Raw genomic sequence first — 20,103 nt, forward strand, 5'->3', positions numbered from 1 at the left:
TTCCGTGATCGACCTCAAGTTCCTCCGCGAGAATCCCGACGCCGTCCGCGAGTCGCAGCGTATGCGGGGGGAGGACCCGGGCCTCGTCGACGTGCTGCTCGAGGCCGACGCCTCCCGTCGCGCCGCGGTCCTCGCCGGCGACAACGCACGCGCCGAGCAGAAGGCCCTGGGCAAGAAGGTCGGCAAGGCGTCCCCCGAGGAGCGCCCCGCGCTGCTCGACGGTGCCAAGGAGCTGGCCGCGAAGGTCAAGGAACTCGAGGCCGAGCAGCACGCCGCGCAGGAGGCCTTCGATCGCGCGCACCTCGCGATCTCCAACGTCGTGCAGGACGGCGTGCCCGCCGGCGGTGAGGACGACTTCGTCACGCTCGAGACCGTCGGCGAGCTGCCCACCTTCGACTTCGAGCCGAAGGACCACCTCGCGCTCGGCGAGTCGCTCGGGCTCATCGACATGGAGCGCGGCGCCAAGGTCTCCGGTGCCCGGTTCTACTTCCTCACCGGTTACGGCGCGCTGCTCCAGCTGGGTCTGCTGCAGCTCGCCGCCCAGAAGGCCACCGCGAACGGGTTCACGATGATGATCCCGCCCGTACTCGTGCGTCCCGAGATCATGCAGGGCACCGGCTTCCTCGGCCGGCACGCCGACGAGGTGTACCGGCTCGAGGAGGACGACCTCTACCTCGTGGGCACCTCCGAGGTGCCGCTCGCGGGCTACCACTCGGGCGAGATCCTCGACCTGTCGAAGGGGCCGAAGCGCTATGCGGGCTGGTCGTCGTGCTTCCGTCGCGAGGCGGGCAGCTACGGCAAGGACACCCGCGGCATCATCCGCGTGCACCAGTTCGACAAGGTCGAGATGTTCGTCTACTGCCGGCCCGAGGAGGCCGCGGCGGAGCACGAGCGTCTGCTGGCCTGGGAGCGCGACATGCTCGCCGCCATCGACGTGCCGTACCGCGTCATCGACGTCGCCGCCGGCGATCTCGGGTCGTCGGCGTCCCGCAAGTTCGACTGCGAGGCCTGGGTGCCCACGCAGGAGCGCTACCGTGAACTCACGTCGACGTCGAACTGCACGACCTTCCAGGGGCGCCGCCTGAACGTCCGGTACCGCGACGAGAACGGCAAGCCGCAGACCGCCGCGACCCTCAACGGCACGCTCGCGACCACCCGCTGGCTCGTCGCGCTGCTCGAGAACCACCAGCAAGCCGACGGTTCGGTGAAGGTGCCCGAGGCTCTCGTCCCGTTCGTGGGACGCGAGGTGCTCGAACCCGCCGGCTGATCCTCTCCACGTCGTAGGACGGCTTCCCGCCACGCCGATTGCCGTGGCGGGAAGCCGTACTCGTACCCCGACCCCTCCTGCAGAGGACCCGCGACTCCGCGGGTCCTCGTTTTTGTTTCGGACTCGAAAACAAGTCTCCTCTCGTATTACGAGATAGTGTCACGCATTGCAGATCGCTGATAGCCGTCCTAGCTTCGAATCGACCAATCAGGATCGATCGGACGGAGTCGGATGCGCACACGATCGGTATCGATGCTTCTCGCCCTCGCCGGCACCGGAACCCTTCTGATCGCCTGGGCTCTCGCTGTGGCAAGCGGTTTCGTGTCCCGCGATTCGGTTCCCTATCCGTGGGAGGTGGCATCCCGGATCCCCGGGCTCGCCACAGATACCGAATTCCTGACCGGTCTCGGTGACACGATCTGGTCGTGGTTCGCGGCACTCGTCCTCGCGTCCCTCGCCGCGATCGTCTGTGGAACCGTTATCGGCACAGTCCGCCTGCTCTCGGCGCCCGCGATGATCGTGGTCGATGCATTTCGGTCCATCCCCGCCACCGCACTCATCCCGATCGCCATCCTCCTCTTCGGCCTCGGAATCGAGATGAAGGTCGCGGTCGCCGGCTTCGCCACCTTCTGGATCGTGCTGATCAACACGGTGTACGGTGTCGCCACCGTCGAGCCGATGCGCCTGGACGCCGCTCGTTCGATGCGGTGGAGCTGGATGCGGACCCGCATGCTCGTCACCCTGCCGAGTGCGCTGCCGTCCATCGTCACCGGGATCCGTATCGCCTCGGGCACAACGCTCGTCGTGATTCTCAGCACCGAGTTGCTCGGTGCGAAGTCCGGGGTGGGGACGCTGCTCGTGCAGTACCAGCAGGCGCTCCGGACGGACATCATGTTCGCGGGGACGCTGATCGTCGGAGTACTCGGTGTCGCTCTCTACTCGGCGGTGACCCACATCGAAAGGAAGGCCCTGACGTGGGTGTATCAGTGACCGACGTCGCCATCGTCCGCGATGCGACCGACGCCCGGGACGCAAACATGTCCAGGACTCGGCCACGCTTTCCGGCCGTTCGGATCCGGCGCGCGATGAACTCGCTCACCCGATTCTGGCTCCTCGCACTGGTCTTGATCCTGTGGGAGCTTCTGGCGCAGGCGAGTTCGAATGTATTCTTCCCGCCCCCGTCCCGAATCGCGGAGCAGTTCGTCGAAGACTGGCTCGCACCGACCCCGTCGACGGCCTTCCTCTCGGAGCACTTCTATGCCACGGCGGTGGTCAGTCTGAAGCGTCTCGCCGTCGGCTGGGTGCTCGCGGCCGTGGTCGGAATCGCCGTGGGCGTACTCCTCGCGCGCAGCACCGTCGCCGCCCGGATGTACGGCCCTGTGGTCCGATTCTGGCTCGCCGTCCCGAATGCGATCCTCATTCCGATCGCAGTGAAGGTCTTCGGGGTCACCGACGCCATGAACATCTTCATGATCGCCTTCGGAACGGTGTGGCTGATCATCGTCAGCACGGCCGATGGTGTTTCTACGGTGGACAATTCGTATCTGCGGAGCGCTAGGAGTCTCCATCTGCGCGGCGTGGAGTTGTACTCGAAGGTCGTCATTCCTGCGGCACTTCCGCGTATCACGGCCGGTCTGCGAGTCAGTATCGGTATCGGTCTGATCCTCATGATCGTATCCGAATTCTTCGCCACGACAGCAGGTCTCGGGTACGAGGTCCAGCTGAGTCAGCAGACCTTCCAGTACACACGCATGTGGTCGGCCTTCGTCCTGATCGCCGTGATCGGACTTGCAACGAATGCGGCGTTCGCAGTGGTCGAGCGCCGAATCCTGCACTGGCAGCGACGAGAAGGGTTGAAAGGACAATGATCGAACTCGAAACACGGATCGATCCGAACGGACACCGCGACATTGCGCTCGAGGCGATCAATCTCACGAAGTCGTACGGGGGAGGGGAAACCCGCAAACTCATCCTCGAACCGACCTCGCTGGTGCTGCACGAGAACGAACTCGTCTCCATCGTCGGCCCCTCGGGCTGTGGAAAATCCACCCTCCTCATGATGGTGGCCGGACTGCTCGCGCCGACCGACGGTTCGGTCCTTGTGAACGACAAGGAGATCGACGGACCGCCGATGGGGCTGGCCGTCGTCTTCCAGGACTACAGCCGGTCGCTGTTCCCCTGGATGACCGTGCGCAAGAATCTCAGGGCCGCCACCTACGCCTACGGTCTGTCCCGGGCGGAGACCGACGATCGGATCGATCATGCATTGAAGGCCGTCGGTCTCCCCGGTGCGGCCGACATGTATCCCTGGCAGATGTCCGGTGGAATGCAGCAGCGCGTTGCAATCGCACGGGCGCTCGTGGTGGAACCGAAGGTCATGCTCATGGACGAGCCCTTCGCCGCCGTCGACGCACAGACGCGGGCGGATCTCGAGGACCTGGTGCTGCAGCTGCGGGACGAATACGGCATGGCCGTCGCGTTCGTCACCCACGACATCGACGAGGCCGTCTACATCGGTGACCGTGTCGTCGTCCTGGCTGCCAACCCCGGTCGTATCGTCGCGGACATCGTCGTGGATCTCCCGTCCGAACGCGACCAGGTGGAAACCAAACAGCTGGCACGTTTCGCAGAGTTGCGCAGCGAGGTGTTCCGCATGGTGATGAGACCGAGAACCGACGGCTGACGTCGTGAATCACTCCGGTCGGCCGTCGACGTCGCCGCCGACCGTATCGCTTCTCGCCTTTTCTCGAACAGGAGAACCATATGCACATCCGTCCCCACTTGCTCTCGGGTACCGCCGCGCTGTCCGTCTGCGCCGCGGTGCTGACCGGATGTTCGAGCAACTCGGACGCAGCGGTCGTCGAGGCCACGGAGAACGGTCTCGTACCTCTGCGAGTCACCACTCTCGGACTCTGCAACGAGGCTCTGCCCTGGGGCGTCGAAGAGGGGGTGTTCGCCGAGCACGGGATCGATCTCGAACTGATCAACGTCCAGAGCGGCGCCGCCGGAATCTCGGCTCTGCAGGCCGGTGAGGTCGATATTGCCTTCGTGAACTCGTACAGCGCCATGCAGGCAGTGGCGCAGGGAATCGATCTCGTCGTGGCATCGGGTGGTGATCAGTCCACCGATGATGCGAACGCCGTCGTTGTCTCGTCGGGGGCGGGGGTAACTGAGCCGAAGCAACTCCAGGGGAAGAAGGTCGGCGTCAACCAGATCGGTGGACTGGGACACATCCTCACACAGGCGTGGATCGAAGCGGATGCCGGCGAGGCATCGACCACCGAATTCGTCGCACTGCCTTTCCCGGACCTGCTGCCCGGTGTGGTCGCGGGATCCGTCGACGGGGCGCAGGTGACCGCAGCACAAGCGGTGGCCGGCGAATCGGACGGCACCACGGTGTCGCTCGGTAACCCCTTCTTCGACGGAATCGGCAGTATCCCCACCACCGTCTACGCCTCCACCGGAGGCTTCGCGGAGGTGAACGCCGACACCCTGGCGTCCTTCGCCGACGCGATGACGGAACTCGCGGACCTGGCGAACGATCCGGCGAACGACGAACAACGGTGGGCGTACACCGCGGAGTTCTGCAAGTCCACGCCGGAAACACTGGCACAGACACCCGAGCCGGAGTTCGTAGGCCGAGTCGGCATCGCGTCCTTCGAATCCCTCGTATCCCTACTCGTCGCCCGTGACTCGCTCACGGATATCGACCTCGACAGTTTCGTCCCGGAAGGAGTTCGGCAGTGAGTCACGTCCTGAGTCCCGTGGAGGGACCCGCAGCATGGAGAGGTGATGTGCTGGGGCAGACCGACAGCTGGATCCATCACTTCACGGAGGAGGAACTCGACGAACTGGAAACCGTCGGAAAACGTTTCCTCCGTGACGACCCCGATCTTCGTTTCGTCTCCCGCGAGGATTATCCGCTACCGGTCTGCTCCGAGACCATCGCCGCGTGGGGGAACGAGCTCGATTACGGGCGAGGCTTCCTGCTGGCGCGCGGTCTGCGGGTCGAGGAGTATTCGCACGCCCTGTCGGCCTCCATTTACTTTCTGCTCGGGCTGTACCTGGGAACTCCGATGCGCCAGAACCAACTCGGTGATCTGATCGACCATATCCGGGCGACATCGAACAAGACCCAGGACGATCCCACCTCGCTGAGTTCGCGCATCCGCAGCCGGCTCGGCTACCACTCGGACTCGTCGGATGTCGTCGCTCTGATGTGCCTGCACCCGTCGATGGAGGGGGGTGCGAGCAGCCTGGTCAGCGGAATGACCATCTACAACGAAGTGCTCAGGGAGCGGCCGGATCTGGCGCCACTGATGTTCGAGAAGTGGTACTGGGACTGGTACAAACAGGACCACGACGCTCCTGCTCCCGTCTACGATTCGCCGATGTGCGCATACGAGGACGGCGTCTTCAGTTTCTACGGGGGCAATCGGATCCTCTACACCGCTCAGGACTATCCCGAGGTCCCCCGATTGACGCCGGAACAGATCGAACTGCTCGAACTGCTGGAGGACATCGCGGCCCGTCCCGGAATAGCTCTGCACATGGACTTCCGGCAGGGCGACATCCAGTGGCTGCTCAACTACTCGGCGCTGCATGCCCGTACGAATTTCGTCGATTTCCCGGAGCCCGATCGCCGCCGCCATCTCATGCGGTTGTGGTTGCAGCGCAAGTCCGGTCGTCCCGTTCCGGAAGGCTTCGGACGACACGTCGTCCGCGCGAGACACCATGTCGAGCCCGACGACGAGGTGACCGGAAAGTTCAGCATCCACACCGCGTCCATCCAGCGGCACGACTGGGGGCTGTAGACCTCCTCTGCAGGAAAGGATTCGATCATCGAGCGACGTCCGGCGTCGCGGTACCCGCAGGTTCGGTATCGCGACGCCGGACGTCTCTGCGTGTCGTCCATGTCGAATCCGGTTGTTGCTGTGTGATTTCCGCTGTCCGTTCGATGTCGTGGCGGCCAGGTTAACTCTGGAAGACGGCCCGCTGTCACGATTGACATGATGCTGTCCCGCATACCAATATCGATCTATGGTGCAGGTCGATCTGCAGTCCTCTTCTTCCTCCGATCCGGAGCTCCCGCGGTACCGTTGGGTCGTTCTCGCCACCGGAGTCTTTGCTCAGGCGTCGGCAGCGACAGTGCTGCAGGGCATGCCGAGTCTCGCTCCGGCCCTGCGTGCGCGGTTCGGGTTGTCGTTGGCGCAACTGGGCATGGTGCTCGCAGCGAGCACCGTCGGTCTGCTCATCGCCCTGGTGCCGTGGGGTGCACTCGCAGATCGGATCGGTGAACGACTGGTCATGACGCTCGGACTCGTCGCGACAGGCGGGGCGCTCGTCGCTGCAGCTGTTGCTCAGAGTGTCGTGGGACTGTCCGCCGCGCTGATCGCTGCGGGAGCTGCCTGTGCGAGCGTCAACGCGGCCAGTGGTCGAGCGGTGCTGATGTGGTTCTCGCAGAGGGAACGGGGGCTGGCGATGGGGGCGAGGCAGACGGCGATACCCGTCGGTGCCGGCCTGGCCGCGCTGGGGCTTCCTGCCGCAGAACGCGCCTGGGGACTCGATGGTGCGTTCGTCGCTGCAGCGGTGGCGGTGCTCATGGGTGCGGCGGCGGCCGGGGTGTTCATCAGGGAACCTCGGGTGCACGAGACGGTGGTCGCGCGGTCGGTGTCCTCCTCGGATCCCGGTGGGGTCCGGTCCGTGGCCTGGTTGTGCGCTGTGTCGCTACTGCTCGTGGTGCCTCAGCTCGCTGTCGTCTCCTTCATGGTCGTCTACCTTGTCGACGAGCATGCGATGGCTCCCGGTACGGCTGCTGCACTGCTCGCGGTGGTTCAGTTCGGCGGTGGTGCACTGCGGATCGGCCTGGGCGCATGGTCGGATCGCTCCGGCCGCCGTCTGCCCCCTTTGATGGTTGTCTCGGCAGTGACGAGTGCACTGTTCGCCGTGTTGGCGGTGGGAGCATGGCTCGGCGGACCGATCGTGATCCCGATCCTGATGATCGCCGGCCTGGCCGGGGTCGGATGGAACGGGTTGGCCTTCACCGCGGTGGGAGAGGCGGCCGATCCTCGCCGTATCGGACTCGTCCTGGGCATCCAGAATACCGCTGTCGCAGCGGGAATGGTTCTCACCCCACCCGTACTCGGAGCCGTCGTCGAATCGGCGGACTGGCCGTTCTCGTTCGTCGTGGCGGGAGTGGCGGCGGCGTCGGCGGCGACGATCCTTGCGGTCCTGGTGCGCGGCGGCGCGCGGCGGAGGTTACGTATGTGAATCGAGTCCGTTAAACCCCTCGTCCTGTGTTGACGGTATCCCCTCGGTTGGATAACCATCTCGTAGTACGAGATGTCGTCTTGCAATGAACAGCAACGTGATTGGGAGCGCTCATGACTGCAATTCTGCCTGGGGTGGGTGCGGCCCCGGACGCCGACCGATTGGAGGTCGGCAATTCCCTCGTGGTCCAGGACTGGGAAGCCTTCACCTTCCGGGTCCACAGGCGCGCCTACCGGGACGAGGAGATCTTCACGCGGGAGCGGGAGAAGATCTGGGGCCGGACCTGGCTGTACCTCGGTCACGAGAGTGAGATTCCCGAACCGGGAGACTTCAAGACCCGCAACCTGGGTGGGCGTCCCCTGATCTTCGTCCGTGACAGTAACGGCACCGTGCAGGTCTATCTGAATGCGTGTCCGCACCGTGGGACGATCCTCTGCAGGGAGCCGGAGGGAAGGGCGAAGAACTTCCAGTGCTTCTACCACGCCTGGACCTTCCGCAATTCCGGTGAACTCGCCGCGCTTCCGGACAAGGATGCCTATCCGCAGGGCAGTGCATTCGTGGAATCGCTTTCGTTGAGGCGGGTTCCGCGCCTGGGTATCCACGAGGGCTTCGTCTTCGTCGCCTTCACCGAGGACGTCCCCGACCTGCTCGACCATCTGGGCGCTGCAGCCGACTACATGTCGATGACAGCGTCCATCGGCCCCGAGGGCATGACGACACTGCCGGGCGTCCAGAAGTACAGCGTGAAGGGGAACTGGAAACTCGCCGTCGAGAATGCCATGGACGGCTACCATTTCGCTCCCACGCACAACACCTTCGTCGGTTATCTCCGTGAAACGGGCTTCGCCGTCACCGATCACGATCAGCACGCTCACGACCTCGGTAATGGACACGGTCTGCTCGTCCTCACCGGCCACAACGGCCGGATCGGCATGGTCTGGGAGCCCCGATTCGGAGAAACTGAGAAGGAGCGGATCGTCGATAAGCGGGCGGAGATGGAAGCCCGCCTCGGCACGGAGCGAGCTGCACAGATCGCGGACGCGTCCAAGATCCTCTTCGTCTTCCCCAATCTGCTGTTGTTCGATCTGGAGGCACTGACCATCCGCCAGCTCGAACCTGTGAGTGCAGGACAGACCGACGTGCGGGCATGGCAGTTCGTCGAGATCGGGGAACCGGACGAGGTGCGGGCACTACGTCTGAAGACGATGGCCAGCTTCGTCGGTCCCGGCGGCCTCGCGACACCCGACGACATCGAGGCGTACGAAGCCGTCCAGCGCGGCATCGTCGCGACCGCGGACGTCTCCGCATATGCCGAATTCGGTGACAGCGATCTGGATTGGAGCGACATGTCGCGCGGTATGGCCGACGATCTCAGGGGGCCCACGGGTCGCTCGGTCGACGAAGGCGCGATGCGCAGTTTCTGGCGCCACTGGAGCCGGCGCATCGGCCCGGTCGCGGGCACGGATACCGGCAATGCGGAAGGAACCACGGCATGACTCTCATGGAAACGACTCCCGGAACGGCACAATCCCCCGATGACGGCAGCACGCGTGCCGTATCGCGCGCCGAGGTGGAGGACTTCCTCATCGCCGAAGCCGCGCTTCTCGACGAGTGGATGCTCGATCGGTGGCTCGAGTTGTTCGTCCCGGGTGCCTCGATGCAGATCCCCACGACCGACCAATGGGCGCTGGGCCCCGATTCCGCAGGCTATTTCGTCGCAGACGACTGGGATCTGCTCCAGGCGCGCGTCAAACGTCTCAAGAGCAGGAAGGCGCACGCGGAGAACCCGCATTCGCGCACCACCCGGCTCGTCGGGAACGTGAGAGTGCTCGAACAGTCGGGTGACTCCGTGCGTGTCGCAGCGAACTTCGTCATCCACAGGTTCCGTGACGGACACGGTTTCACCTATGCGGGTCGCTACGACCACACCTTGGAGGTCGGCGAATCCGGGTTGCGATTCCTGCTCCGTCGTGCCGTCCTGACCAACGAGGCGATGGCTCCCGGAGCACGGCTCAGTTTCATCGTCTGATCCCGCCCGCACGATCCGGGCCGCACAGGCCGTCGACGACAACGGGGGTTCCCGGAGACACATCTCCGGGAACCCCCGTCGTTCACGTCCAGGCGGGGAAGTCCTTCTTGCGGATCAGGCAGTGCACGCCCTTGACGTCGTCGACGACCTGGCTCACGGCGAGATCGGCGGCGGCACTGAGATAGAGGTACGCGACCGACGGCGGAACCTCCGCCACCTCACCGAGGATCCGGATGGCCTCACGGACGCACTTCTTCACCGCTTCGTCCAGATCCCGGTCCATGCCGATTGCGATCCAATGCTCCGAGGTCTCACCGAACGGCCCGCTCAGAGCTCCTGTCGATGCAAAGGCCTCGTCCGGGGTGAGAACGGTGAGCCGTACCGTCGTGCGCAGGGATGCCTCCAGCGCCGTCAGGGAGACCTCACCGTTGCCCTGCGCGAAGTGCGGATCGCCCATGTAGTAGCCGGCTCCGTCGACCTGCACGGGAAGATAGAGGACCGAACCACCGGCGAGATCCCGCACGTCCATGTTCCCCCCGTGCGCACCCGGCGGGATCGTGTTCAGTGCTTCCTCGGTAGCTGCCGTGACACCGGACAATCCCATGAACGGCGCGATAGGGAACGAGGCGCTACCGCTGTTCCACTCCATGGTGGCTCGTGCGCTCACGAGGTCGACGGTGCAGAACTGACTGATGATCGGAACCGCTTCACCGGTGGTGTCGTCGGCAGGACGTTCACCTGCGAGACAACCGAGACCGTGACGGCTGGACACGACCCCGTAGGGAACGCGTGGCGTCAGTTCGAGGTATTCGACCTTGAGGATGTCGCCGGGCTGCGCCCCTTCGACATGGACCGGACCGGTGACGACGTGAGGGCCGTCCGGACCGCGGGTGTGGACCACGTCGGATGCAGCGAGGTCCACGAGGTCCGTCAGCACGTCGTCGCGTGCGACGCCACGTTGGCCGAAGTAGGTAAGGGGATCACGCCCCTGGTCCTCCATGAGGCCCTCGTGGGAGATGGTGTCGAAGGTGACGGTCTCGCCGGAGGCGATGGTGAGGACGGGTTTACGGGAGGGGGTGGGCAGTCTGCCCCAGGTCAGTGCTCCGCCCTCCGCGGGGACGTAGTGCTGTCCGGGGATCGGACCGGTATGGGGCTGCAGAACGGTCACGGGGAAGACCTTTCGGGTGGCCGCCACGATATGCGGACGGATTGCCGAATCGGACGGCAGGATACGGATTTTCGATTCAGACGCTAGGCTCCGAGAGTTCCGCCCACGTTACGAGCGTGTTGAATTATGAAACGTTGTCTCGTATAGCTTGACGCTCGCTGTTCCTGTTCCTAGGGTTCGACAACAAGGGCGACCGAGTGCCCTTGGAAGGAAGGCGAATTCGGTGATTGGGAAAACGCAGCGAAAGCCGGGTCCGTCGGGGGCGGCCTTCATACGCCTGTCCGTGCCGGACATGGAATCCACCATCGAGTTTCTCGAGTACCACGTCGGTTTCGCACTCGAGGAGCATGACGAGACGCACGCCTACCTTCGTGTCGGCACCGAGCATCACAGCCTCGAGCTGGTCCACGATCCTTCCCTCACGACGTTCCGGTACGACGGGGTGGGCTTCACGGTGGAAGACGAGGCCGTCCTGTCGGACCTGGAGGAACGCGTCCGCGCCGCCGGCCACGAGGTCCTTCCGCTCACCGAAGGCATGAAGGGCCTCTGCCAGCAGGGGTTCGCGGTGGTCGACCCGAACGGCACCGTCGTCGAATTGTTCACGGGCTTCCTCGAATATGCGGAGACCCCGTGGCCGGACCTCCGTCCCCAGCGCTTCGTGCATCCCTTCGTGGTCACCGACCGCTACGAGGAGACCCTGAACTTCTATATGAACGTCCTGGGATTCCTGGCTTCGGACTACGTCGAGGACTTCACCGCGTTCCTGCGTTGCGAGGATCGCTACCACCACAGCCTCGCCGTCCGCCGAGCGGACCGGTACGCACTCGAACACGCGTGCTTCATCATGGGTGATCTCGACGGAGTGATGCGACGCCGGGCTCGTGCCCAGCACAAGCGGGTGCGTATCCTCGGCGATGTCGTGAACCATTCGGCATCCACATCCATCGCCTTCTATCTCTACGACGAGCGGCACGGACCCCGCTGGGAACTGTGCGACGGGCACCGGGTCTTCACGCCGGAGGAACACGAGACGCACAGGCCGCGTCGGCTGAAGCGGGATCCCCGCAACATCGATGTGTGGCGCGCCGCTTCCGACGACCGCACCTGGGCACACTGACATCGGCGGCCACGACGAACCCGCCGTCGACCGTGCGGAGCTCCTCGACGTTCTGAGACTCCTGACCGGACGACCGGCCCCTCACGGCGAGGAACTCGCGTCGGCACACGCGGTGCAGGACTGGATCGCGGAGCATCTTCCGGAGGTGCCGGCCGTGGTCGACCCGGCAGGAACCACCGCAAATCTCGTCTGCAGTGTCGGCTCGGGTCCGGAATTGGTGCTGTACTCGCACCTCGACACCTCGTTGACCGGGCACGGTGACCGGGACGGTGGGGTCACGGGACACGACGACGACGCTCCGCTCGGACTGGAGGAGAACGGAGATCTCGTCTCCGGTTTCGGGGTCGGGGTGACACGAGGACCCGCGTCCGCTGCCGTCGCCGCGTTCGCGGCCGCCGTACGTGCCACGGCCGACCGGCAACGACGAGGTCGCCTGACGCTGTTGCTCGCCGGTGGAGGCACGCATCGGGACGGAACCGGTGAACACGGATCCGGTGTCCGCAGATTTCTGAAGGGCAGACCGCGTCCCGCTGCGGCGATCGTCGCCAAAGGAGGGCCGGACGGTGTGCTCTACGACGAGCCGGGAGCCGTCTACCTGCGGGTCCGGGTCGGGACCCGCCGCAGCGTCGTACTCGCCCGTGAGCACGCGACACCACCCGGCGGACTCGTCGTGCATGCCGGCACGGTGATCGCGGCCATCGAACGGTGGCGCGCCGAGGTGGTCCTCGCTCCCGGCGCGGCCACCGGTCCGACCGCACGCGAAGCAGGTATCGGTGCACTGCACAGTGGTTCTCCGGAGAAACCGGATCTGTTGCCTGCCGTCCTCGATGTACATCTCTACCTGGTCACCCTGCCGGGAGACGATGTCGCCGAACTCGTCGATGCCCTGCGCAGGGTCCTACACGACGATCTTGCGGCGTGCCCTTTGGCCGAGTGCACCGTCGAGGTCACCGCTGGGCCACATCAGCGAGGCGCAGGGACGCCACCGACGACCCTGATCGCTGTGCGGACACGGGCGGCATGGACGCGTCACAGTGGAGGAAGGATGCCGCCCGAGGTGCTCGCGTGGAGGGGGTCGACCGACGGTACCGTGTTCCGCGAGCATGGCATCGCTACGGTTCGTACGGGTCCGGCTGCAGCACCTGATCCGGCGGATTCCGACCGGGACTCGGTCGCCGCCGGAGAACTGGTGCGCTATGCGCGAATCTACGCTCAGGTCGGTGCGCACTGGCTCACCGATCCCGACAGGGAGGGATAGACCGTGGGAGACGAGGACAAGGGCGCACCAGCGATCCAGGCGGTCGAGCGCGCAGCAGGGATCCTGGCCGCCTTCTCGGGTGCGCGACCGCGCCTGACACTGAACGAGATCACCGCCGTGCTCGGGACGAGCAAGGCTACCGCGCACCGGTACACGAAAGCATTACGGGCGGTGAACCTCCTGCGATTCGACCCGGCCGAGAGCGTGTACACCCTCGGTCCTCAGGTGCTCGCACTTGCGGCCGCAGCGCGGGCCGGTCTACCGGTGGTGCGTATCGCGGAACCGTTCATGGACCAGCTCCTGCGCGACATTCAGGAGACCGTCGTCCTCTCGGTCTGGGACGGCGAGAGTCCGATCGTGGTCGCTGCAGCGGACCACACGGATGCGATCGCGCGGATCACCGTCAACGTGGGGACGAGACTCTCACCCACGGCGACCGCTCAGGGCCGGGTCTTCTGCGCGCTCCTTCCCGAGGACGAGGTGCCGATGCTGCGGCGGGAGATGAAGGCGAATCCGGACTTCGCCCGCGAACTGTCCGCTATCCGAGAGACCGGGATATCGTTGAAATCGCCTGTTGTCAACGGTATTCGGACGCTGGCAGCGCCTGTCTTCCAGGGTGGGAGAGTGGTGGCGGCGCTGGCGGTGCTGTCCATCGCCGTACCTGGAGAGGTCGACATCGACCTGCAGGCACGCGAACTGCTGAAGACCGCGGAGAACCTGTCGGCAGAACTCGGCCGCGTCTGACGGGGAGGACGCCGTCTGTTGCGCGGACGACGTTCTGCCGACAGGTGACGTCCTCATCGATCGGAGGAGTGCCCCGGTGTCGTCGACAGCGACGAATCGATCAGCGGGGCAATGTTGTTCACCGCTGCCGCCGCTTCTCCGAAACCGACGCTCATCAATCTCACCTTGCCGGGATACTCACTGATGTCACCGGCCGAGTAGACGCGCGGAAGCGAGGTCTGCTGATGGCGGTCGACGAGTATCCGCCGGCGTTCCTGGGCCAACCCCCACGTGTCGAGAGGGCCGAGATCGGCGATGAATCCGAGGGCTGCGACCACACTGCCGGCGGAGAGAGTGATCGGATCGGCGCCGCGTTCACGGACGGTGACCGAGTCGATGCGCTCCTCGCCGCCGATCGCGACCACTTCGTGTGGGGTGAGAATCCGGACGCTCGACTTCTGCAACGTTGCGACACTGCGTTCGTGGGCGCGGAACACCGGACGCCGATGGACGAGTGTGACCGACGCAGCGACGGGTTCGAGACTGAGGGCCCAGTCGATTGCGGAATCGCCGCCGCCGACGACCACGACGTCCTCGCCGGCGAGATCGTCCGGTCGCGGGACGAAGTACCGGAGCCCGCGCCCCAGGTAGTCCGATCCGACGGGGAGCTCGCGAGGAATGAAGCTTCCCACTCCACCGGTGAGCAGCAATGCCTTGGCTTCGATGCGGTGCCCGAGATCGGTGGTGACGACGATTCCGTCGTCGACGTGTTCGAGAGTGGTGGCCGTGTGACCGAGGAGCAGAACCGGTTCGGCCGACATTGCCTGTGCGCGGAGTCGTTCGACCAGTTCGCGGCCTTTCACCGAGGGGAAACCGGCAATGTCGTAGATCGGCTTCTCCGGGTACATGGCCGCGACCTGTCCGCCCACCTCGGGCAGGGAATCCACGAGAGCGACGCTCATCCCGCGGAAACCGGCATAGTAGGTGGCATAGAGTCCCGCGGGCCCTGCTCCGACGACGAGCAGGTCGGTAACGGTCGTGTTCGCCGTCGCCCCGACGGTGTGAGCGGGGTCAGTCATCGGACCAGGACGCGACGACGGGATGGTCCACTCCGACACGCCCGATCTTCCGGGCGCCTCCGGGAGAGCCGATGGACGAGAAGAACTCTGCGTTGATCTCTACGAACGCGCGGCGTTCGTCCGGTACGTCCTCCTCGTGGAAGATCGAGATCACCGGGCATGCCGGTTCGCAACGTCCGCATTCGACACACTCGTCGGGGTGGATGTACATCATCCTGTCGCCCTCGTAGATGCAGTCCACCGGACATTCCTCCATGCACGACTTGTCGGTCTCGTCGATGCACGAACTGGTGATGACGTAGGCCATGTTGCCCCTTCGTCTCGTATTGCAAGTTGCTCTGTCGTAATACGAGATGGTTTCTGGGTGCGGAACGTCTGTCAATCGGTGCGCGGCAGTCTTCACGGGAGTTCACGAAGTCGTAACGGTTGCGTAGATCGACCGAGCGCGCAGCGCATTCGGGCGAATCGAGTCCGCATCCACGCCTGTCGTGTGCTGTCGACGCATGCAGACGGAGCACCGAAATGAAAATATACTCCAGGTTGGTTTTATGGGCAGAAATCGGTCTATAGGTAGAAAAATGTCGCTACTATTGAGCAATGAAGAAGGTTTTGGTGGTCTACGGAACTCGTCCCGAGGCGATCAAGATGGCGCCGGTCGTCACCGCTCTGCAGAGATCGGAAGTACTCGAACCCGTTGTCGCAGTGACCGGCCAGCACCGCGAGATGCTGGACCAGGTCAACACCCTGTTCGGTATCGAACCGAGCCACGACCTCGACATCCTCACCCAACGGCAGGGGCTGGAGGCCATCACGGCCAAGGCCCTCGGTGGGGTGTCGGATGTGATAGCCCGGGAGGAACCCGGTGCGGTTCTCGTCCAAGGAGATACGACGACCTGCTTCGCCGCGGCCCTCGCGGCGTTCTACTGCAAGGTGCCGCTCGTGCACCTCGAGGCCGGACTCCGGACGGGGGATCGCTACAACCCCTTCCCCGAAGAACTCAACCGGCGCCTGACCTCGCAACTGGCGTCGCTGCACCTGGCACCCACCCCCACCTCCCGCGCCAATCTCCTGGCGGACGGGATCGATCCCGGCGACATCGTCGTCACCGGCAATACGGTGATCGACGCGCTCTACACGGTGACCTCGCAGCAACCCTCGCTCGACAACCCGGATCTCGCTCCGCTGCTGGATCGTCCGATGGTTCTCGTCACGGCACATCGACGCGAGTCCTGGGGCGAGCCGATGGCGTGCTCGGCGCGGGCCATCGCCCGTCTGGCCCGCGCGTTCCCGCACATGACCTTCCTGCTGCCGGCACATCTCAATCCGATCGTGCGGGAGGTCCTCCTCCCGCCCCTCGCCGATCTGGACAACGTGGTCGTGACGAATCCGCTGTCCTACAGCGACTTCGCACTCGCGATGGCGGCGTCGACGATCGTGCTGACCGACAGTGGCGGTGTGCAGGAAGAGGCACCGAGCCTCGGCAAGCCCGTCCTCGTGATGCGGGAGACCACCGAGCGGCCGGAAGCCGTCACGGCGGGAACCGTCCGGCTGGTGGGAACGGACGAGGAGCTCATCGTCGAATGGGTCACCCGGCTGCTCACCCAGCCCGCGGCCTACGACGAGATGGCCCGCGCGGTCAATCCGTACGGCGACGGGAGCGCCGCCCGGCGTTCGGTGGCGGCGATCGAGCACTTCTTCGGCCTCGGACCTCGCCCCTCGGAGTTCGCGCCCGTCGAGGCGGTCGGCTCCTACTGACAGGTCCGGATACCGCGTAGTCCGAAAGGAATACGGCCGGCAGGTGCGAGAACACCTACCGGCCGTATTTTCGCGGGTGCCGTATTCTCGTGGGTTCAGCGCCACACCCCGCGGGTGTCGTACACGACCTTGCCCGCCAGGAGGCTGCGCGACAGCGACCGGAACTGATCGTGGTCCACGAGCTCGACGACGATGTCCGCCGCGGCGATGGCGTCCCGGCACCGCGCGGTGCGCACGCTCTCGTATCCGAGGAGGGTGTCGGGAACCTCGTGCACGAACGGATCGGCGAGCAGGAGTTCGATGTCGGGCAGCGCCTTGGCGATGAGCTCGACGACGTGCAGGGCCGGACTCTCCCGGATGTCGTCGACGTTGGCCTTGAACGTCAACCCCAGACACGCGACCGTCGGATTCTTGAAACGCGAACAGGTTTCGATGACCTGCTGGGCCACGTAGTTCGGCTTGGAATCGTTGATCTCGCGTGCGGTACGGATCAACTTCGCCGAACCCGGCGACGCGCCGACGATGAACCACGGATCGACCGCGATGCAGTGCCCGCCGACACCGGGGCCGGGAGAGAGGATGTTCACCCGGGGATGGCGATTCGCCAGCCGGATGACCTCCCAGACGTCCAGTTCGAGTTCGTCCGAGACGTACGACAACTCGTTGGCGAAGGCGATGTTGATGTCGCGGTAGGCGTTCTCGACCAGTTTCGCCATCTCGGCGCTCGCGGCGTCGGTCAGGCAGATCTCACCCTGGCAGAAGACGCGGTAGATCGAGGCGGCGCGCTCGGCGCACAGCGGCGTGATCCCACCGACCACGCGGTCGTTCGTGATCATCTCGATCATGATGCGGCCCGGGAGCACCCGTTCGGGGCAGTGGGCGACGTGGATGTCCGGCAGACCCTCGTCGGCGTGGGGGAGATGGAGATCGGGTCGCAGTTCGGACAACCACCGGCTGACGCTCTCGGTGGTACCGGGCGGTGAGGTGGATTCGAGCACCACGATCTCCCCGCCGCGCAACTGGGGGGCGATCTGCTCGGTCGCCCGCCGCACGTACGACAGGTCGGCGGTGTGATCGGCGTTGAACGGTGTCGGCACGGCGATGATGTACGCGTCGGCGAGGGGAACCGTGTCGGTCGCGCTCAACGTCCCCATGGCCACGGCGCCGGCGAGGCTCACCGCGAGATCGGGTTCGGCGAACGGCACCTCGCCCCGCGAGACGGCCGACACGATACGGGGATCGATGTCCACGCCGATGACGTCGATGTCGCGGGTCGCGAGGACGACGGCCGTCGGCAGGCCGATGTAGCCGAGTCCTACGACGGCGACGGTGCCGCTGAATGTGTCAGCCATGATGCTTCCTCGGGGTCGGGAGTTTCTCGGGACGCGGATAGGGCGGGGTGGTGCGGAAACGCTCGCGGGCGAGCAGGATCAGGAACGCGGTGTTGGTCGTGAGATAGCGCCGCCACATCCGGCGCGGTTCCTGCAGGAGGCGGTAGGCCCACTCCATGCCGGCGCGCTGCCACCGCTCGGGTGCGCGCTTGGTGATCCCGGCGAGGACGTCGAACGAGCCACCCACACCGTGACGTATCGGGACGTCCAGCACGTCCTCCCAGCGCCGCAGGAAGTTCTCCTTGCGAGGAGAGGGCATGCCGAGGAACAGCATGTCCGCGCGGGACTCGCGGATGGCCCGGGCGATCGACTCCTCCTCGGATTCGTCGAAGTAGCCGTGGTGGGCACCGGCCATGCGGAGGCCGGGATACTTCGTGGTGAGGACGTCGACGAGGGCGTCGAGCACCGACTGCTCCGCGCCGAGCAGATAGACGGAGCGGTGTTCGGTGTCGGCCGTCGCGAGCAGCGAGGTGAACAGGTCGATTCCGGCGACGCGTTCGGGCAGCGGATACCCGAGGAGATTGCCCGCCCACACGACCGCCTGACCGTCGGCGAGGAGTATGTCGCACTCGAGCAGGGATTCGCGCAGGGCCGCGTCCTTGCGGAGGCGAACGGTCTTCGCGGCGTTGACGACTCCGACGGTCATCGGTTCTCGACGCTCGAGGGCGTCGCGGCACCGTGCCACGGCCTCGTCCATCGTGACGGCGTCGAGCGGCATCCCGAACAGGGTCGCCGACGTGCGGGTGCCGGTGGTGGGGTCGGCGGTCATCGGGTTCCTCCGAATTCGTTGCGCTGCAGCCACGCGTAGAGCATCCAGCCGAGTTCGTACGGGCGGCATTCGTAGTCCACGACTCCGGCGGGAAGGAGCCGATCGAGTCCCGGCAGTTCCGAACCCGGACGCAGGGCGGTGGCCGCGGCAGCCAGCGATCTCGCGGCCTTGCGCGGTTCACGCCGACCGACCTTGCGCCAGACGACGTCCTGGGACTCGCAGACGAGATCTGCCAGCGCCTCGGGATGGCTCTGCAGCCAGTCGATCCCGAGTTCGATTGCGGCGGTGTGGTCGTCGCCGCCGGCTGTGGCGAGATCGAACAGCACCATCGGCGCCATCGCGTGCTGGTGGACACTGTAGACGGGGAAGCGCTCGACCACGCTGTGCCCACGCGAGTCGTAGTGCCACCACCACTGACCGGCCTCGCCCTGCAGCGCGCAGATCCGGGTGGCGCACGCGTTCGCCGCGGCGAGCGCGACGTCGTCGTCCGTCGCCGCGGCCGTCCGGGCGAGTGCCTGGAGGGGATAGACCTGGTCGGCGAAGGACCCGATGTGCCGGCGCAGTCTGCTGCCCGTGCCCACGGGAATCATGTGGGGGAAGAGACCACCGGGACCCTGCGCGGCGAGGATCCGTCGCTTCAGCGTCTGCACGAGACCACCGGAATCGAATTGTGTGCGCGCGGCGAGTGCGGCAGTGAGGGCCCAGGACGCGTCGACCGTCGCCAGGGGGCTGCCGCTCTCGCACCGGCCCCGGAGTTCTTCGTAGAGCGCGGAATCGACCGAGCCGGTGATCTCGGCGCAGGCCCACACCGCGAGCGCGAGGGCGCCGGTGTCACGGTGGCCGAGGGCCCGGATCCCCGTCCGACGGGCGAGCTCGGCGGCCGTGTCCCCGTGGAGCACACTGCGCTGCACGTGTTCGGGCAGCAGGTGCAGTCCGAGGGCGGCGATCGAGGTGTAGCGCGTGCTCCGCCCCTCGAGCCGGAGTTCGGTACCGAACGATGTCCTCGTGCCGCGTGCGGTCTGGGGGAAGCCGTCCCCGTCGTACATCCGGGTGAGCCCGCGTACGGCGAGATCGGTCAACTGGATGACGCGTACGGCCGTCTTCGGTCGGGTGCCGCTCCGGGGCGGTACGTGGTCGCTACCGCTCTGCGGCGGTACAGGGTCGCTGCCGCTCTGCGGGGGTGCGTGATCTTTGTGCAGTCCTGCCGCAATCTTCATGGGGACTCCTTCGCGGGACGAATGCCGTGTCCGTGGAGTGGATGAAAGTCTGTGAATGGC

Annotated in this window: 19 protein-coding genes; 13 read left to right on the forward strand and 6 right to left on the reverse strand. The window is 65.6% G+C overall.

From position 1 onward, the window contains the following. The first annotated feature begins 4 nt into the window (after positions 1-4). From serS to C6Y44_RS00895, 9 genes are all read left to right on the forward strand, one after another. Positions 5-1,267: a serine--tRNA ligase gene (serS, locus tag C6Y44_RS00855; protein ID WP_120281052.1), complete on the forward strand. Its 1,263-nt coding sequence runs from the start codon at positions 5-7 to the stop codon at positions 1,265-1,267. A gap of 231 nt (positions 1,268-1,498) precedes the next feature. Further along, complete coding sequence (locus tag C6Y44_RS00860; RefSeq protein WP_159417020.1) at positions 1,499-2,257, forward strand: ABC transporter permease; 759 nt, start codon at positions 1,499-1,501, stop codon at positions 2,255-2,257. Beyond that, positions 2,242-3,135, forward strand: coding sequence for an ABC transporter permease (locus tag C6Y44_RS00865; protein WP_192378606.1), 894 nt, complete (start codon positions 2,242-2,244; stop codon positions 3,133-3,135). The genes C6Y44_RS00860 and C6Y44_RS00865 overlap by 16 nt, the downstream gene beginning before the upstream one ends. Next, positions 3,132-3,950 carry an ABC transporter ATP-binding protein gene (locus tag C6Y44_RS00870; RefSeq protein ID WP_192378607.1) on the forward strand — a complete coding sequence of 273 codons (819 nt, stop codon included), beginning with the start codon at positions 3,132-3,134 and terminating at the stop codon, positions 3,948-3,950. The genes C6Y44_RS00865 and C6Y44_RS00870 overlap by 4 nt, the downstream gene beginning before the upstream one ends. A gap of 80 nt (positions 3,951-4,030) precedes the next feature. Next, the gene (locus C6Y44_RS00875; protein ID WP_192378608.1) at positions 4,031-5,014 is read left to right on the forward strand and encodes an ABC transporter substrate-binding protein; all 984 of its coding nucleotides are present in this window, start codon (positions 4,031-4,033) and stop codon (positions 5,012-5,014) included. Between the two features lie 47 nt (positions 5,015-5,061). Then, positions 5,062-6,081, forward strand: coding sequence for a TauD/TfdA family dioxygenase (locus C6Y44_RS00880; RefSeq protein WP_216850663.1), 1,020 nt, complete (start codon positions 5,062-5,064; stop codon positions 6,079-6,081). Between the two features lie 226 nt (positions 6,082-6,307). Then, entirely contained in the window at positions 6,308-7,537 is a 1,230-nt protein-coding gene (locus tag C6Y44_RS00885) for an MFS transporter (protein WP_159417015.1), read from the forward strand. Between the two features lie 113 nt (positions 7,538-7,650). After that, entirely contained in the window at positions 7,651-9,033 is a 1,383-nt protein-coding gene (locus C6Y44_RS00890) for an aromatic ring-hydroxylating oxygenase subunit alpha (RefSeq protein ID WP_159417014.1), read from the forward strand. Continuing rightward, positions 9,030-9,566: an aromatic-ring-hydroxylating dioxygenase subunit beta gene (locus C6Y44_RS00895; protein WP_159417013.1), complete on the forward strand. Its 537-nt coding sequence runs from the start codon at positions 9,030-9,032 to the stop codon at positions 9,564-9,566. Before C6Y44_RS00890 ends, C6Y44_RS00895 begins: the two co-directional genes overlap by 4 nt. Positions 9,567-9,648: 82 nt before the next feature. Here C6Y44_RS00895 and C6Y44_RS00900 read toward each other — a convergent pair whose 3' ends face one another. Beyond that, the gene (locus tag C6Y44_RS00900) at positions 9,649-10,734 is read right to left on the reverse strand and encodes an acetamidase/formamidase family protein (RefSeq protein WP_159417012.1); all 1,086 of its coding nucleotides are present in this window, start codon (positions 10,732-10,734) and stop codon (positions 9,649-9,651) included. Positions 10,735-11,017: 283 nt separating this feature from the next. Between C6Y44_RS00900 and C6Y44_RS00905 the strand changes: the two genes are divergently transcribed. From C6Y44_RS00905 to C6Y44_RS00915, 3 genes are all read left to right on the forward strand, one after another. Continuing rightward, entirely contained in the window at positions 11,018-11,851 is an 834-nt protein-coding gene (locus C6Y44_RS00905) for a VOC family protein (RefSeq protein ID WP_225623688.1), read from the forward strand. Between the two features lie 112 nt (positions 11,852-11,963). Continuing rightward, entirely contained in the window at positions 11,964-13,109 is a 1,146-nt protein-coding gene (locus C6Y44_RS00910) for a zinc-binding metallopeptidase family protein (RefSeq protein ID WP_192378609.1), read from the forward strand. Positions 13,110-13,112: 3 nt separating this feature from the next. After that, complete coding sequence (locus tag C6Y44_RS00915; protein ID WP_159417009.1) at positions 13,113-13,853, forward strand: IclR family transcriptional regulator; 741 nt, start codon at positions 13,113-13,115, stop codon at positions 13,851-13,853. Between the two features lie 53 nt (positions 13,854-13,906). Here C6Y44_RS00915 and C6Y44_RS00920 read toward each other — a convergent pair whose 3' ends face one another. Together C6Y44_RS00920 and fdxA are read right to left on the reverse strand one after the other, a co-directional pair. Beyond that, positions 13,907-14,911 (reverse strand): NAD(P)/FAD-dependent oxidoreductase, encoded by a 1,005-nt coding sequence (locus C6Y44_RS00920; protein ID WP_159417008.1) that lies wholly within the window; start codon positions 14,909-14,911, stop codon positions 13,907-13,909. Continuing rightward, positions 14,904-15,218 carry a ferredoxin gene (gene fdxA, locus C6Y44_RS00925; protein ID WP_159417007.1) on the reverse strand — a complete coding sequence of 105 codons (315 nt, stop codon included), beginning with the start codon at positions 15,216-15,218 and terminating at the stop codon, positions 14,904-14,906. The genes C6Y44_RS00920 and fdxA overlap by 8 nt, the downstream gene beginning before the upstream one ends. Before the next feature lie 290 nt (positions 15,219-15,508). Here fdxA and wecB point away from each other — a divergent pair, with 290 nt between their 5' ends. Continuing rightward, positions 15,509-16,666 carry a non-hydrolyzing UDP-N-acetylglucosamine 2-epimerase gene (gene wecB, locus C6Y44_RS00930; protein ID WP_159417006.1) on the forward strand — a complete coding sequence of 386 codons (1,158 nt, stop codon included), beginning with the start codon at positions 15,509-15,511 and terminating at the stop codon, positions 16,664-16,666. A gap of 95 nt (positions 16,667-16,761) precedes the next feature. Here the strand turns inward: wecB and wecC are convergent, their stop codons facing one another. The 3 genes from wecC to C6Y44_RS00945 are packed head-to-tail and all read right to left on the reverse strand — an operon-like array spanning position 16,762 to position 20,043. Then, positions 16,762-18,018 carry a UDP-N-acetyl-D-mannosamine dehydrogenase gene (gene wecC / locus C6Y44_RS00935; RefSeq protein ID WP_120281054.1) on the reverse strand — a complete coding sequence of 419 codons (1,257 nt, stop codon included), beginning with the start codon at positions 18,016-18,018 and terminating at the stop codon, positions 16,762-16,764. Then, positions 18,011-18,826, reverse strand: a complete 816-nt coding sequence (locus C6Y44_RS00940; RefSeq protein ID WP_120281055.1) for a WecB/TagA/CpsF family glycosyltransferase — start codon at positions 18,824-18,826, stop codon at positions 18,011-18,013. Before C6Y44_RS00940 ends, wecC begins: the two co-directional genes overlap by 8 nt. Then, entirely contained in the window at positions 18,823-20,043 is a 1,221-nt protein-coding gene (locus C6Y44_RS00945) for a hypothetical protein (protein ID WP_192378610.1), read from the reverse strand. Before C6Y44_RS00945 ends, C6Y44_RS00940 begins: the two co-directional genes overlap by 4 nt. Positions 20,044-20,103: the final 60 nt, after the last annotated feature.

The organism is Rhodococcus rhodochrous (assembly GCF_014854695.1).
Classification (GTDB): Bacteria; Actinomycetota; Actinomycetes; order Mycobacteriales; family Mycobacteriaceae; genus Rhodococcus.